Source organism: Paracoccaceae bacterium, from assembly GCA_012103375.1.
GTDB lineage: Bacteria > Pseudomonadota > Alphaproteobacteria > Rhodobacterales > Rhodobacteraceae > WLWX01.
In genome coordinates, this window is record WLWX01000001.1 from 3702105 (window position 1) to 3716970 (window position 14866).

Here is a 14866-nt window from a genome sequence, read left to right on the forward strand (position 1 = left end):
GCCGCGCACGCTCTGATTCACTTGTTTTGAGGGTGGAGGGTTCGGCGATGATGGGTCCAAGGCAAGTTGCGCAAGGCGCGCTGTTCTATGAGTTCTCGATCGAGAGTTTTGTGCCGAAGGATCATCCCGTCCGGGGAATTGATCGCTTCCTTGATCTGACAGGTGTGCGCCCCTTGCTCGCTTCATACTACAGTGCCAATGGCCGCCCTTCGATTGATCCTGAACTGATGATCCGCATGCTGTTGTTGGGCTATTGTCAGGGCATCCGTTCCGAGCGACGGCTTTGCGAAGAGGTTCATGTCAATCTGGCGTATCGTTGGTTTTGTAAGCTTGATTTGGCTGATCCAGTGCCCGACCATTCGACATTCTCTAAGAACCGGCATGGCCGTTTCCGCGAGAGCGGTTTGTTCCGACATTTGTTCGAGGTCGTTTTGCAGCGCTGCATGGATGAGGGGCTGGTTGGCGGCCACAGCTTTGGTGTTGATGCCAGTCTGATCCCCGCGAATGCAAACCAGACGCGCGGCGTTGAAAGCAAAGACGGACTGCCAGCAGATCTGACGTCCCGTGCCGTCGACGAATATCTCGAGACGCTGGATGATGTGGCCTTCGGTGCTGCGACCAAGGTCGTCCCCAAATACATCTCACCGGCTGATCCAGCAGCGCGTTGGACTGGGGCTGACGGGGGAGCCGCCTACTTTGCCTATTCCACTAACTATATGGTCGATTTGGATAATGCAGTCATCGTGGACGTCGAGCCGACGGCTCCGATCCGGCCTGCAGAGGCGCGGGCAGCAAGGGAGATGATCGATCGTGTACATGAGCGGTTTGGCATCAAACCTGACAAGCTTGTGGGTGATACGGGTTACGGATCAGCCGAGATGTTGGGCTGGCTTGTGGACGAACGTCAAATCGAACCCCACATTCCGGTCTGGGATAAGTCAAAACGAACTGACGGCACATTCTCACGCGAAGACTTTGTCTACGACCCGGCGACCGACAGCTATACTTGCCCGACCGGCAAAGCCTTGCAAACATATCGGCGGAACTTCTCAAAACCGCGAAAGCCCAATGGCAGCAAAGACGGGTTCATCAGATACCGAGCCTCAAAGCACGATTGCGACGCATGCCCTCTGAAGTCGCAATGCTGTCCGAAGGACGACGGCAGACGCCTTATGCGGTCCGTTCACGAAGCCGCCCGAGACGTCGCTCGCGATATCCGAAAAACAGATGCCTACATGACGTCGTTCATCCAAAGGCGGAAGGTTGAAATGCTCTTTGCCCACCTGAAACGATACATCGGCGTGCAGATGATGCGGCTTCGAGGACCCAAAGGCGCAACCGAACAGTTCCAACTCGCAGCAACAGCTCAAAACCTCCGGAAACTGGCGAAGTTGGTGCCAGCAACAGTGCCAACGTGAAAGAAAACGGCGCGCGGCCGCCTCTCGCTCAACAACGCGCCGACCAAAACATCGACTTCTTCAACAGTATCCAACCGATGCTGGAATTCGACACCACCGACAACAAGTTCCGCGATGAATTGCAGCAAGTCCCGCTGGATATTCAGGGTCAGATTAAAAACACAGGTGGATACGTCGACATTCCGGATGCGCCAGGTATTGGTGTCGAGCCGGACATGGCATTCATCAGACACTTTGCGGTTGGAAACTAAGCGATCTGGAAACTTGTCCGGAAGAATATCTAATTAATTTCGGAGTTCCCAAGTGCCGCTATTGAAAATGGGCCATCAATTAGAAGCTTTTCCCACACTGTTAAAGCGTTTCGGCTGATTGTGTTGAAAAACTCCGAAATCAGAGCGTCGCGGATTTCTTGCGAAAACCTATGAAGCGAAATAGTCGGAAAGCTTTGACCACGAGACAGCGCATGGCTGCGCGTGAGCGCATGTAGGCGATTTGGGCCGACCCCCGCGCCAAAAATTTAGGATCGGGCTGCATGGAAAGAAAAATCATCGTTCAGGCCCTAAAACGGAGTTTTTCAACACAATCGGCTTGAACCTGAATCGCGAGGGATTCCCTTGAGACCTGATCTGTGATTCATCCTGTTTGGGAGGATGGATCATGTCAGCACCTTTGCCATCTGCGCTTCGGATACGGTTTCAGAGATACATTGAAGAAGGGTTGAGCGGGCGCGCGGCGGCGTTGCGGTTGAAGCTGTCGCCTGCCACAGGCGCGCGGTGGGCGCGTCAGGTGAGGATGAAGGGTCATGCGGAACCTGCCCGGCAGGGACCGCCGCGCGGCAAGGGAAAGCTGGCTCCGCATCGGGAATTCTTTGAGGAGTTGATCGCACAAGACCCTGACATCACGCTCTTTGAGTTGCGTAATGCGCTGGCCGATGCAGAGGGTGTGCGGGTGCATCACTCCTCCATCGCCAACCTTCTGTCCCGGCTCGGCTTCACGTACAAAAAAAGTCGCTGGTCGCAACCGAGCGCCGCCGCGCCAAGGTAAGGCAGCAACGGGCCGACTGGTTCAGATACCGCTCGCCAGCCATTGCGACCTTTCCTGAGCGCGTTGTCTTTATTGACGAAACCGCAGTGAAGACAAACCTCACGCGCCTACGCGGCAGAGCCAAGCGCGGTAAGCGCCTGACGATGGATGCGCCCTTCGGAAGCTGGGGAACCCAAACCTTGATCGCGGGCCTGACCCAAGGCGCGCTGATCGCACCTTGGGTCATCAAGGGAGCGATAGATGGCCCCGCCTTCGCGGCCTACATCCGCGAAGTGCTGGTCCCCGAGATCAACCCCGGCACTGTCGTCATTCTCGACAACCTGGCAACCCACCGGAATAAGGAGGCGACGCAGGCTTTACGCAATCACGGCTGCTGGTTCCTTTACCTGCCACCGTACTCGCCCGACCTGAATCCCATCGAGCAGGCCTTCTCTAAACTGAAAGCCCATTTGCGACGGATCGGGGCCAGGTCCTTTACCCAGGTCTTCGAAGCAATCGGAGCAATCTGCGATCTCTACGACCCAGTAGAATGCTGGAACTACTTTAAGGCCGCCGGATATGTCTCAGGTTAATGTCGAAACGCTTTAGGCTTGCATTAATAAGGATGGAGCGCTGTATATGAAAATCCCGCTCGGGAAAGCCGATAGGTCGACGTATAGGTTGCTCGTATAGCCACCGCTTCCTTGCCGCATGTTGTGCGAACGGCGGGTTTTCACTTCGCGGTGCGTCAACAATAACTTGGCAGTTGTTGCATCAGCCGAGCGGCGCGCGCTTGCAGCGAAAAACTGGCACTTCCGCAATGGACAAATTTTGTTGAAAAACTCCTGCTTGATCGAGGGCTATGGCGCTGATTCAATCCTCTCAACAAGCGGGAGGATCAGCCATGATGGGACCGAGGCAGGAAGCACAGGCGGCGCTGTTCTATGAGTTCTCGCTGGAAGACCATGTCCCGCAAGATCACCTGCTGCGATCGATTGATCGTTTCGTCGATCTGAGCAGCATCCGCGCCCATCTTGCCGATTTCTACAGCCACACCGGTCGTCCTTCGATCGATCCTGAACTGCTGATCCGGATGCTGATCGTCGGTTACTGCTTCGGCATCCGGTCCGAGCGGCGGCTCTGTGAAGAGGTACACTTGAACCTCGCGTACAGGTGGTTTTGTCGGCTCGACCTGGCCGATCGGGTGCCGGATCACTCGACCTTTTCAAAGAACCGGCATGGTCGGTTCCGCGAGAGTGAGCTGCTGCGCCATCTCTTCGAGACCACGGTCGCGCGATGCATCGCCGAAGGTCTCGTCAGCGGTCAGCGCCTGGCCGTCGATGCCAGCTTGATCGAGGCGGATGCCAACAAGCAGTACTCTGCGCCAAAGGAAGAATGGGACATTGCGCGGATCGATGCAGACGCTGCACCCCGCGCGGTCCGCGAGTATCTCGACACTCTGGATGAGGCCGCATTCGGAGCAGCGACACCGGTCGAGCCAAAGTTCACGTCCTATTCCGACCCAGCCAGCCAGTGGACGGCGGCGCGTAAGGGTCCCGCATTTTTTGCCTACTCCGACAACTATCTCATCGATACCGATCATGGTGTCATCGTCGACGTGGAAGCGACACGGTCGATCCGTCAAGCCGAGGTGGGGTCAACCAAGACGATGCTGAAGCGGGCCAAAGAGCGCTTCGATCTTCATCCCGAACGGCTGATCGCCGACACCGCCTACGGATCGGGACCCATGCTCGGATGGCTGGTGGGTGAAAAGATCGCACCGCACATCCCGGTCTTCGACAAAGCCGGGCGCACCGATGGCACCTGGTCCCGAGCTGACTTCGAATGGGATGCCGAGAACAATCAATACATCTGCCCGGAAGGCGAGGCTCTGAAGCAGTTCCGCCGAAACTACTCCGACCCCAATCGCGGCCCAACCGGCAAGGGCGTGGCCAAGTACCAAGCGCTGAAGCACACCTGCCAATCCTGTCCTTCCAAGCCGAAGTGCTGCCCGAATGCCGACGCCCGTAAGATCACCCGTGAGGAACATGAGGACGCTCGCGACATCGCCCGCGCAATCGCCAAAACGCCGCAATACAAGATCTCGGTGAAGCTCCGGAAGAAGGTCGAAATGCTCTTTGCCCACCTCAAGCGCATTCTCGGCCTGGGACGGCTCCGATTACGTGGACCATGCGGCGCAAATGACGAATTCCTGCTCGCCGCCACTGCCCAAAACCTTCGCAAACTGGCAAAGATCTTTCCTGCACCGCAGCAAACGCGCAAAGCCTGATCAGAAAGGCGCTCGCGCTATGTTCAAATCGCTACTTTCTGCGCCCGCAACACGTTGTTTTTCCACAGAATCGACTCGTTGCCGACTTTCGCTGCGCAGACTACGAATGGCCGGTTCAGGACAAGGCGACCTTCGCTGCACCGAGTTCGAACTTACGACATGCGGAGATACTGTTGAAAAAGTCCGTTGATTGGCCGCGCACGCTCTGATTCACTTGTTTTGAGGGTGGAGGGTTCGGCGATGATGGGTCCAAGGCAAGTTGCGCAAGGCGCGCTGTTCTATGAGTTCTCGATCGAGAGTTTTGTGCCGAAGGATCATCCCGTCCGGGGAATTGATCGCTTCCTTGATCTGACAGGTGTGCGCCCCTTGCTCGCTTCATACTACAGTGCCAATGGCCGCCCTTCGATTGATCCTGAACTGATGATCCGCATGCTGTTGTTGGGCTATTGTCAGGGCATCCGTTCCGAGCGACGGCTTTGCGAAGAGGTTCATGTCAATCTGGCGTATCGTTGGTTTTGTAAGCTTGATTTGGCTGATCCAGTGCCCGACCATTCGACATTCTCTAAGAACCGGCATGGCCGTTTCCGCGAGAGCGGTTTGTTCCGACATTTGTTCGAGGTCGTTTTGCAGCGCTGCATGGATGAGGGGCTGGTTGGCGGCCACAGCTTTGGTGTTGATGCCAGTCTGATCCCCGCGAATGCAAACCAGACGCGCGGCGTTGAAAGCAAAGACGGACTGCCAGCAGATCTGACGTCCCGTGCCGTCGACGAATATCTCGAGACGCTGGATGATGTGGCCTTCGGTGCTGCGACCAAGGTCGTCCCCAAATACATCTCACCGGCTGATCCAGCAGCGCGTTGGACTGGGGCTGACGGGGGAGCCGCCTACTTTGCCTATTCCACTAACTATATGGTCGATTTGGATAATGCAGTCATCGTGGACGTCGAGCCGACGGCTCCGATCCGGCCTGCAGAGGCGCGGGCAGCAAGGGAGATGATCGATCGTGTACATGAGCGGTTTGGCATCAAACCTGACAAGCTTGTGGGTGATACGGGTTACGGATCAGCCGAGATGTTGGGCTGGCTTGTGGACGAACGTCAAATCGAACCCCACATTCCGGTCTGGGATAAGTCAAAACGAACTGACGGCACATTCTCACGCGAAGACTTTGTCTACGACCCGGCGACCGACAGCTATACTTGCCCGACCGGCAAAGCCTTGCAAACATATCGGCGGAACTTCTCAAAACCGCGAAAGCCCAATGGCAGCAAAGACGGGTTCATCAGATACCGAGCCTCAAAGCACGATTGCGACGCATGCCCTCTGAAGTCGCAATGCTGTCCGAAGGACGACGGCAGACGCCTTATGCGGTCCGTTCACGAAGCCGCCCGAGACGTCGCTCGCGATATCCGAAAAACAGATGCCTACATGACGTCGTTCATCCAAAGGCGGAAGGTTGAAATGCTCTTTGCCCACCTGAAACGATACATCGGCGTGCAGATGATGCGGCTTCGAGGACCCAAAGGCGCAACCGAACAGTTCCAACTCGCAGCAACAGCTCAAAACCTCCGGAAACTGGCGAAGTTGGTGCCAGCAACAGTGCCAACGTGAAAGAAAACGGCGCGCGGCCGCCTCTCGCTCAACAACGCGCCGACCAAAACATCGACTTCTTCAACAGTATCACAAGATCTGCGGCATTCAGCGCAATGGCAGTCGGTACCGCGGCAATCTGGTCCCCAAGCTGATCCAGACCTACGGGATCGAGGTTGAGGGCGACTTTGACCAGATCGCCTCGTTCCGTCGATTTCTGCTGTTCGTGCGCGACACCGTAAAGTTCCGCAAACCGATGGACCCCGACATCCACTGGTCGGCAATGGCGGGGCATGTGTCGACCTTCATCGTCAACGGCGGACGCTATGACAAGATGATCCACACCGAGGATTTCGCAAAAGGCATGGCCGAAGTTCTGGGTGCAATCGAAACGCCGGTGGCGATTGACCTGAAATCGGTGCCGCGGTTCAACGAAAGCGAAGGGCACGGACCAAAACGTGCCCATCCCGTCGAAGACTATTTCGATGACCTGTCACGCCACCTGATGTGGGAAATCTATCATCGCGATTTCAAGCTGTTCGGATATGATTTCGACGATCCCGCCAACAAGATGCCGGTTCGCGAAGTTGATCTTGACGAGGTTCACGTCAAGCTCGGCGATCCCGGATAAGACGGTGGCGGGGGGGCTGTCTGCCCCCCGACCCCCCCGAGAGTATTTTTGGCGAAAAGACCGGGCATATACGTTTTATTAACAATCAGAACATAGGATGAACATGCGGTACAGGCTGGAGAGCTGATGGCCGTGCGTGAAGACAGTGCCGCATCGGACGCTCCGCCTTGGGTGGCCGTTCGGTGCGGCACCTCACAAGTCTTTTGGCATTGTCTTTTCGCCCCAAATACTCCCGCCGGAGGCTCCGACGAGCAGCGTCAGGCGAAACGCTTTTTGTCTGGGTGCCGCGTTTTCTGCAAACGCCGGAGCGGTGTGTTTCGTCGCGGGGACTGGGCGCGTGGGGCGCACAGGAGCAATCGCAACACCCCCTACCGCCGTCCTCAGATCAGGCCGTGATCGCGGAATAGGGCAAGTAGGTCGGCCTTAAAGCGTTTCGTCTTGAACCTGAATCGCGAGGGATTCCCTTGAGACCTGATCTGTGATTCATCCTGTTTGGGAGGATGGATCATGTCAGCACCTTTGCCATCTGCGCTTCGGATACGGTTTCAGAGATACATTGAAGAAGGGTTGAGCGGGCGCGCGGCGGCGTTGCGGTTGAAGCTGTCGCCTGCCACAGGCGCGCGGTGGGCGCGTCAGGTGAGGATGAAGGGTCATGCGGAACCTGCCCGGCAGGGACCGCCGCGCGGCAAGGGAAAGCTGGCTCCGCATCGGGAATTCTTTGAGGAGTTGATCGCACAAGACCCTGACATCACGCTCTTTGAGTTGCGTAATGCGCTGGCCGATGCAGAGGGTGTGCGGGTGCATCACTCCTCCATCGCCAACCTTCTGTCCCGGCTCGGCTTCACGTACAAAAAAAGTCGCTGGTCGCAACCGAGCGCCGCCGCGCCAAGGTAAGGCAGCAACGGGCCGACTGGTTCAGATACCGCTCGCCAGCCATTGCGACCTTTCCTGAGCGCGTTGTCTTTATTGACGAAACCGCAGTGAAGACAAACCTCACGCGCCTACGCGGCAGAGCCAAGCGCGGTAAGCGCCTGACGATGGATGCGCCCTTCGGAAGCTGGGGAACCCAAACCTTGATCGCGGGCCTGACCCAAGGCGCGCTGATCGCACCTTGGGTCATCAAGGGAGCGATAGATGGCCCCGCCTTCGCGGCCTACATCCGCGAAGTGCTGGTCCCCGAGATCAACCCCGGCACTGTCGTCATTCTCGACAACCTGGCAACCCACCGGAATAAGGAGGCGACGCAGGCTTTACGCAATCACGGCTGCTGGTTCCTTTACCTGCCACCGTACTCGCCCGACCTGAATCCCATCGAGCAGGCCTTCTCTAAACTGAAAGCCCATTTGCGACGGATCGGGGCCAGGTCCTTTACCCAGGTCTTCGAAGCAATCGGAGCAATCTGCGATCTCTACGACCCAGTAGAATGCTGGAACTACTTTAAGGCCGCCGGATATGTCTCAGGTTAATGTCGAAACGCTTTAGGGTCACGTCTGGGTGGCTGGTCAGGCAGGCTTCGATCTCGGCCGGGCCGATCCGGTAGCCGGAAGAGGTTATGACATCGTCGTCGCGCGCCACGAAGCTGATGTAACCGTCGGCGTCCATCCGCCCCAGATCGCCGGTCACCATCCAGTCGCCAATGAACTTGGCGGCCGTCGCCTTGGGCGCGTTCCAGTATCGCAAGAACATCACCGGGTCTGGCGCATCCTTGGTGGCGCGGATGGCGATCTGACCAATCTCTCCTTGCGCGACGCATTGCCCGGCAGCGTCGATCACGGCAACATCGTGCCCCGGCGCGGCGCGACCGATTGCGCCGTCACGCAGGGGCAGGACGGCGGAACACCCGGTGATGACCAGATTGCATTCGGTCTGGCCGTAAAACTCGTTGATCGGCGCGCCAATCTGATCGCGCGCCCAGGCGCGGAGCGCGGGCGACAGGGCCTCTCCGCCCGAGCCGATGGCCCGGACCGCATGGCAATCGGGGACCGGCACCTCGCGAAGCAGGTTCAGCGCGGTGGGCGGCAGGAACAGAACCGACACGCGGTGCCGGGCGATCAAGTCCCACGCAGCGCGCGCATCGAACTTCGCCATCCGGTGACACACCACGGGCACGCCGAAATACAGGCACGGCAGCGCCAGATCCATCAGCCCGCCGATCCAGGCCCAATCTGCCGGGGTCCAGCCGATGTCACCGGGTTTCGGAAAATCCTCATAACACAGTTGCAGTGTCGGCAGATGGCCGATTGTGTTGAAAAACTCCGAAATCAGAGCGTCGCGGATTTCTTGCGAAAACCTATGAAGCGAAATAGTCGGAAAGCTTTGACCACGAGACAGCGCATGGCTGCGCGTGAGCGCATGTAGGCGATTTGGGCCGACCCCCGCGCCAAAAATTTAGGATCGGGCTGCATGGAAAGAAAAATCATCGTTCAGGCCCTAAAACGGAGTTTTTCAACACAATCGGCCCAACAGAAACCGGTGCGCGTGAAGCGCCCCTTTGGGCGGCCCGGTTGTGCCAGAGGTATAGATAATCATCGCCGGATCCGCGGCCCCGGCTACGGGGGGTCGTGGCGTTGCAGGCGCGTTGTTCAGCGTGCCCAAGAAATCGCGCGCCGGGCTGATGGGCTGATCCGTTACATAGATCCGCGACAGGCCCGGCAGATCCAAACCGGTCAGCTTCGCCGCCCCCTCGGCATTGGTTATGATTGCTTTGGCGCCAGAATCGCTAAGCCGGAAGTGCAGGGCATCGGGGCCGAACAGCGAAAACAGCGGCACCGTGACCGCGCCCAACTTCATCGCGGCGAAATGCGTGATCAGCACCTCGGGCGTTTGTGGCAGCAGGATCGCGACGCGGTCGCCCTGCCCGACGCCATCCGCCGACAGCACGTTGGCAAACCGGTCCGAGGCGTCGCGCAGCTGCCCGAACGTCCAGTTGCGGATCCCGTCACCGCGCTGCTCGATCAGTGCCAGGCGGTCAGGTTCCGCATTGGCCCAAACGTCGCAGCAGGCGGCGGCAATATTGAAATCATCCGGCACGCGCCATTGAAAACGCGCGCACATATCGTCCCAGTCGCCGACCGTTGAAAGTGGCCGGTCGGCCATGGGGCTTACTGTCCGTAGATCACGAACTCTGGCAAGCCGGTCAGCGGCGCATCCAGCGCGCGGAACGCCGCCAGCGAGGCACGGCTGCCGCCGGACCCTGCGGGCCGCAGCTGAACCTCGACCGTTTTGCGGGTGATCGGGTATTCGATCTTGCCGGTGGTCGGCGCCGACACCAGCGGTGTTTCAATCCACAGCCCGCCTTCGGTCGGATCACCGAGCGAGGCGATGGTGCTGCCCAGCCGGGCCCCCTTGTTGGCCGCCGCAGCAGACACCCATGCCGCGCGTTGTTCGGCGATTTCCGGATCAACTGGGGCCGAGGCCACGCGCGGGGCCACAAAGGTCGGATCCTGCGTCCCGGCCGCAGGCGCTGCGACCTCTTCAATCGGAGGTGCCTCATAGGGCGCAAAAAGGTTGTCGAAAAACGTGCCTTCAGTACAGGCAGTCAGGGCAAGCGGGGCCAGCAGGGGCAAAAATACGAGTCGCATCGCGGCAAACTAGGCGACAATCACGGCGGGTTCAACGCATTGTGCGCATGGCCCCCTGCCCTTGTGGTGAACCGCCGACGCGCCTAGGGTCCGGCCCATGTCACAGGCTGCCCCCCTCATTGATCCGTTCCAGCGCCCGATCAGCTATCTTCGGGTTTCGGTCACCGACCGCTGCGATTTCCGCTGTGTGTACTGCATGTCGGAAAACATGACCTTCCTGCCCAAGAAAGAGCTTTTGACGCTGGAGGAGCTGGACCGCATGTGTTCGGCTTTTGTGGGTCTTGGCGTCAACAAGCTGAGGATCACCGGCGGTGAGCCGCTGGTGCGGCGCGACATCATGACCTTCTTCCGTTCGATGGGCCGTCATCTGGACAGCGGCGCGTTGCAGGAACTGACGCTGACGACAAACGGGTCGCAATTGTCGCGGTTCGCGGATGACCTGTTTGCGGCGGGCGTGCGGCGGGTGAATGTATCGCTGGATACGCTGGACGAGGCGAAGTTTGCCCGCGTCACCCGTTGGGGGCGCCTGCCGCAGGTGCTGAAAGGGATTGATGCGGCGCAGGCAGCAGGCTTGCGGGTCAAGATCAACGTTGTGGCCCTGAAAGGGTTTAATGAGGATGAGCTGTTCAGCATCGCGGATTGGTGTGCCAAGCGCGATATGGACCTGACGTTTATCGAGGTGATGCCGATGGGCGATCTGGGTGGCGAGGACCGGGTCGGGCAATATTGGTCGCTGAACGATTTGCAGACGCAACTGGCCAGCCGGTTCACCCTGACTGACCTGCCCGAACGCACCGGCGGCCCGGCGCGCTATGTCCGGGTGGAAGAGACGGGCCAGAAGATCGGCCTGATCACCCCGCTGACCCATAATTTCTGCGAAAGCTGCAACCGCGTGCGCCTGACCTGCACGGGTGAGTTGTTCATGTGTCTGGGCCAGGAAGACAACGCCGACCTGCGCAGCGCGCTTCGCGGCAGCGAATCGGATGCGCCGCTGGAAGCGGCGATCCGGCGCGCAATCTCGCTGAAACCCAAGGGGCATGATTTCGACTATTCCCGCCAGAAGCCGGACGGTCAGGTCAGCCGACATATGAGCCACACCGGCGGGTGAAGTTTGGGCCGGTACCCAAGCAGAGCAGCCACGACTATCGACAAGACTATTTGCGCAGTGTGTCCAGATTGAATGTGTCGGTCATGGGCGCATGCTTTGTGCACGACTTAGAGCGCTATCCCAAATACCTCGATCGCCACCGGAATTCCCTGCGCCCGGTGCGCGCCAAAGGCGCAGGGCGTACGCCGGACCGGCCCCACCGGTCTGGCGTCGGTTCGAGGTTGGCACATCCTGGATAGTTGACGGCTAACACCTCGCCATAAAACATGCCCATCCAACGTTGCTACGCCAGCCCGCCGGTCCGGCGCGCGCCCGGCTAAGCGCGGGTGTTCGTCTTTGGGCATCGTTGCAGATTGAAAGGATGATGCTTGAGGTAGGGCGAGCATGGCGCATGCGCGCCGGTGTCGATTACGCGCGATTGGTTCGCAGTCTTGGAATGTCGCCGATAAAGACATGCTCTGACCGGGCTTGGTGGATTGCGTTGATGGCATAAAGCGCTGTTTGAGACTGGTGAATCTGCCGCGCTTACTTGTCCCGCACCGGCATCAACAGCGACGCATCTCCGTACGAAAAGAACCGATACCCCTGCGCGATCGCATGGGCATAGGCGGCGCGGATTTCCTCGACCCCCAGAAACGCGGCGACAAGCATCATCAGCGTTGATTTCGGCAGGTGGAAATTGGTCATCAGCGCGTCGGTGGCGCGGAACCGGAATCCCGGTGTGATGAAGATATCCGTCGCACCTTTCCACGGGGCAACCTCGCCTGTTTCGCGCGCGGCGGTTTCCAGCAGGCGCAGGGCGGTTGTGCCGACAGGGATGATGCGCCCTCCCGCAGCGCGGGTGGCGGCAATCTCGGATGCGGCCTGCGCGGTCACCTCGCCGCGTTCGGCATGCATTTTGTGGTCCGCGATATCATCCACCTTCACCGGCAGAAACGTGCCTGCGCCGACATGCAGCGTGACATAGGTTATGCCGACGTTTTGCCGACGCAATGCCGCCAGTAATTCATCGTCAAAATGAAGCGAGGCGGTCGGGGCCGCCACCGCCCCCGCTGCGCGCGCCCAGACCGTCTGATAATCGTCGTGATCCTGCGCGTCCGGCGCACGCAAGGCGGCGATGTAGGGCGGCAATGGCATCGCGCCAGCCTTGGCCAATGCGGTATCAAATTCGTCCCCCACGACGTTGAATTGCAGTGTCGCCTGACCATCGGCGCGCCCAGTCACCGTGGCGCTAAGTGCTTCGGAGAAAACGATATCCTCAGCGTCGCGTATCTTCTTGAGCGGTTTGACAAGCGCCTGCCATTGCCCATCGGCCATAGGCTCCAGCAGGGTCACCTCGATCTTCGCGGCCACGGGACCCTGGGTAGAGGCGCGGTGGCGCAACCCGGTCAACCTGGCAGGGATCACCCGCGTATCGTTCAGCACCAGCCGATCGCCGGGGCGCAACCAGTCGGGCAGATCCGTGACATGCGCGTCCGTCAGGCGCCCCCGCTCGGCCACCAGAAGGCGCGCCGAAGACCGAGGCTTGGCGGGCCGCGTGGCGATCAGACCCTCGGGCAGATCAAAGTCAAAATCGCTGAGTTTCATGGCGCATGCATCTGGCTGGAAACGCAGGCGCTTGCAAGCATTGCATGCGGAGGACCGCAGGCGGTGGCGGGACGCTGTCTGCCCCCCGAAGTCGAGGGCCGGGCCCTCGACACCCCCCGAGAGTATTTACGGCGAAAAGACATTCGGCGCAGGCGCAGGGTGCAATCGACTCGACCCCGCCAGCGGCACACGCCAGACTGGGACAGATTGCGCCAGACCATTCAGATGTTCGGAGACCCCATGCTGACAAAAGGCGATATCGCCCCGGATTTCACCCTGCCCCGCGATGGTGGCGGAACAATCTGTCTGAGCGATCTGCGCGGCGCGCGGGTTGTGTTGTTCTTTTATCCAAAGGACGACACGTCGGGCTGTACGGCCGAGGCACTGGCCTTCACCGCCCATCGCAAGGACTTCGATGCAGCCGGTGTTCAGGTGCTGGGCATTTCGAAAGACACCGTCGCAAAGCATGACAAATTTCGCGACAAACACGGGCTGGCGATTCCGCTTTTGTCGGATGCGGGCGGCGATGTTTGCGACCGGTACGGCGTGTGGGCAGAAAAGCAGATGTATGGAAAGTCCTATTTTGGCATTATTCGAACGACACTGATTATCGGCCCGGATGGGCGGGTCGAGCGGGTCTGGAACAAGGTCAGGGTGAAGGGGCATGTGGAAGATATCCTGGCCCATCTGCGCGACGACGCATGACCACGCTGACTCAAATGGCGGTCGAGGTTCTGACCACCGCTGACGGGCGCGCCAAGACGGCGCTGTCGCGTGCCCATGCGCAGCGCTGGCAGGCGGCGCGGGGCCAAGGGCAGCCGCTGGCGCTGGGGGATGCCGCGCCGCCATCCTTCCCGGCCCGGCCGGACCGGCCCGAGTTGAAAGACCCGCGCGATGTACCCCATCGCAAGCCTGGATCCGAGGCCGGGCGCCTTGCGCTGCTGCATGCTGTCGCGCATATCGAGCTTAACGCAGTCGATCTGCACTGGGACCTGATCGTGCGGTTTTCGGATGTCAGGATGCCGCTGGGATTCTATGACGACTGGGTGCGCGCTGCGGATGAAGAATCCAAACATTTCAATCTGATGTGTAATTGCCTTGAAGACCTCGGCAGCTATTACGGGGCCCTGCCCGCCCATGCCGGTATGTGGCGCGCGGCCACGGACACTCAGGGGGATTTCATGGGCCGCCTTGCCGTTGTCCCGATGGTGTTAGAGGCGCGCGGGCTGGATGTGACGCCCGGTATGATCAAGGTGTTTCGCCAGGCCGAGCTGACCGATGCGGTCGCGGCGCTTGAAACGATTTACAGCGAAGAAGTCGGGCATGTGGCCTATGGCTCCAAATGGTTCCACTTTCTGTGTGGCCGGCACGAGATGGACCCCCGTGACACCTTCCACGATCTGGTGCGACGCTACTTCCACAGCCACCTGCGCCCGCCCTTCAACGAAGAAAAACGCGCCGAAGCCGGGATGCCGCCGGACTTCTACTGGCCCCTAACCGAAGCGGCGCGCTGAGGGTTCGGCGGAAATCCGCCAACGCCAACGCCGCTTTGCCGATGCCGGAAAACCACAGTCAGAATCGTTGCGATTGCATGTATTGGTCGTTACGAAGGGCGCGTGCCGTGCGGGTTGGGGAACC

The 14866-nt window shown here is 59.5% G+C and carries 13 protein-coding genes and 1 pseudogene; 10 read left to right on the forward strand and 4 right to left on the reverse strand.

What is annotated here, in order from left to right; all coding sequences use genetic code 11:
- Positions 1–47 precede the first annotated feature (47 nt).
- From GKR99_18910 to GKR99_18940, 7 genes and pseudogenes are all read left to right on the forward strand, one after another.
- Positions 48–1418 (forward strand): transposase, encoded by a 1371-nt coding sequence (locus tag GKR99_18910; GenBank protein NKB29512.1) that lies wholly within the window; start codon positions 48–50, stop codon positions 1416–1418.
- Positions 1415–1669 (forward strand): hypothetical protein, encoded by a 255-nt coding sequence (locus GKR99_18915; GenBank protein NKB29513.1) that lies wholly within the window; start codon positions 1415–1417, stop codon positions 1667–1669. Before GKR99_18910 ends, GKR99_18915 begins: the two co-directional genes overlap by 4 nt.
- A gap of 406 nt (positions 1670–2075) precedes the next feature.
- A protein-coding gene (locus GKR99_18920; protein ID NKB29514.1) for an IS630 family transposase occupies positions 2076–3034 on the forward strand; the annotation gives its coding sequence in 2 pieces (ribosomal slippage) (positions 2076–2417 and positions 2420–3034; 957 coding nt in all).
- 311 nt (positions 3035–3345) lie between these two features.
- Positions 3346–4731, forward strand: a complete 1386-nt coding sequence (locus tag GKR99_18925; GenBank protein NKB29515.1) for an IS1182 family transposase — start codon at positions 3346–3348, stop codon at positions 4729–4731.
- Between the two features lie 240 nt (positions 4732–4971).
- Positions 4972–6342 (forward strand): transposase, encoded by a 1371-nt coding sequence (locus GKR99_18930; protein ID NKB29516.1) that lies wholly within the window; start codon positions 4972–4974, stop codon positions 6340–6342.
- A gap of 52 nt (positions 6343–6394) precedes the next feature.
- Positions 6395–6952 (forward strand): annotated as a pseudogene (locus GKR99_18935) (hypothetical protein).
- A 507-nt stretch (positions 6953–7459) separates the two neighbouring features.
- Positions 7460–8418, forward strand: a protein-coding gene (locus GKR99_18940; GenBank protein ID NKB29517.1) for an IS630 family transposase whose coding sequence is annotated in 2 segments (ribosomal slippage) — positions 7460–7801 and positions 7804–8418 — 957 coding nt in all. Because the reading frame shifts where the segments join, the coding sequence is not laid out codon by codon here.
- Here the strand turns inward: GKR99_18940 and GKR99_18945 are convergent.
- From GKR99_18945 to GKR99_18955, 3 genes are read right to left on the reverse strand one after another with little or no spacing between them, the layout of a single operon-like run.
- Positions 8390–9340 carry an AMP-binding protein gene (locus GKR99_18945; GenBank protein ID NKB29518.1) on the reverse strand — a complete coding sequence of 317 codons (951 nt, stop codon included), beginning with the start codon at positions 9338–9340 and terminating at the stop codon, positions 8390–8392. The genes GKR99_18940 and GKR99_18945 overlap by 29 nt on opposite strands.
- A 57-nt stretch (positions 9341–9397) precedes the next feature.
- Complete coding sequence (locus tag GKR99_18950) at positions 9398–10048, reverse strand: AMP-binding protein (protein ID NKB29519.1); 651 nt, start codon at positions 10046–10048, stop codon at positions 9398–9400.
- A gap of 5 nt (positions 10049–10053) precedes the next feature.
- Positions 10054–10518: a hypothetical protein gene (locus tag GKR99_18955; GenBank protein ID NKB29520.1), complete on the reverse strand. Its 465-nt coding sequence runs from the start codon at positions 10516–10518 to the stop codon at positions 10054–10056.
- Between the two features lie 112 nt (positions 10519–10630).
- Here GKR99_18955 and moaA point away from each other — a divergent pair, with 112 nt between their 5' ends.
- Entirely contained in the window at positions 10631–11641 is a 1011-nt protein-coding gene (gene moaA / locus GKR99_18960) for a GTP 3',8-cyclase MoaA (protein NKB29521.1), read from the forward strand.
- A gap of 525 nt (positions 11642–12166) precedes the next feature.
- On the opposite strand, the gene queA is transcribed toward moaA, so the two are convergent.
- On the reverse strand, positions 12167–13228 hold the full coding sequence (queA, locus tag GKR99_18965; GenBank protein NKB29522.1) for a tRNA preQ1(34) S-adenosylmethionine ribosyltransferase-isomerase QueA: 1062 nt from the start codon (positions 13226–13228) through the stop codon (positions 12167–12169).
- Positions 13229–13468: 240 nt separating this feature from the next.
- On the opposite strand from queA, the gene GKR99_18970 reads away from it, so the two are divergent.
- Entirely contained in the window at positions 13469–13933 is a 465-nt protein-coding gene (locus GKR99_18970) for a thioredoxin-dependent thiol peroxidase (GenBank protein ID NKB29523.1), read from the forward strand.
- Positions 13930–14742: a DUF455 family protein gene (locus GKR99_18975; protein ID NKB29524.1), complete on the forward strand. Its 813-nt coding sequence runs from the start codon at positions 13930–13932 to the stop codon at positions 14740–14742. Before GKR99_18970 ends, GKR99_18975 begins: the two co-directional genes overlap by 4 nt.
- Positions 14743–14866: the final 124 nt, after the last annotated feature.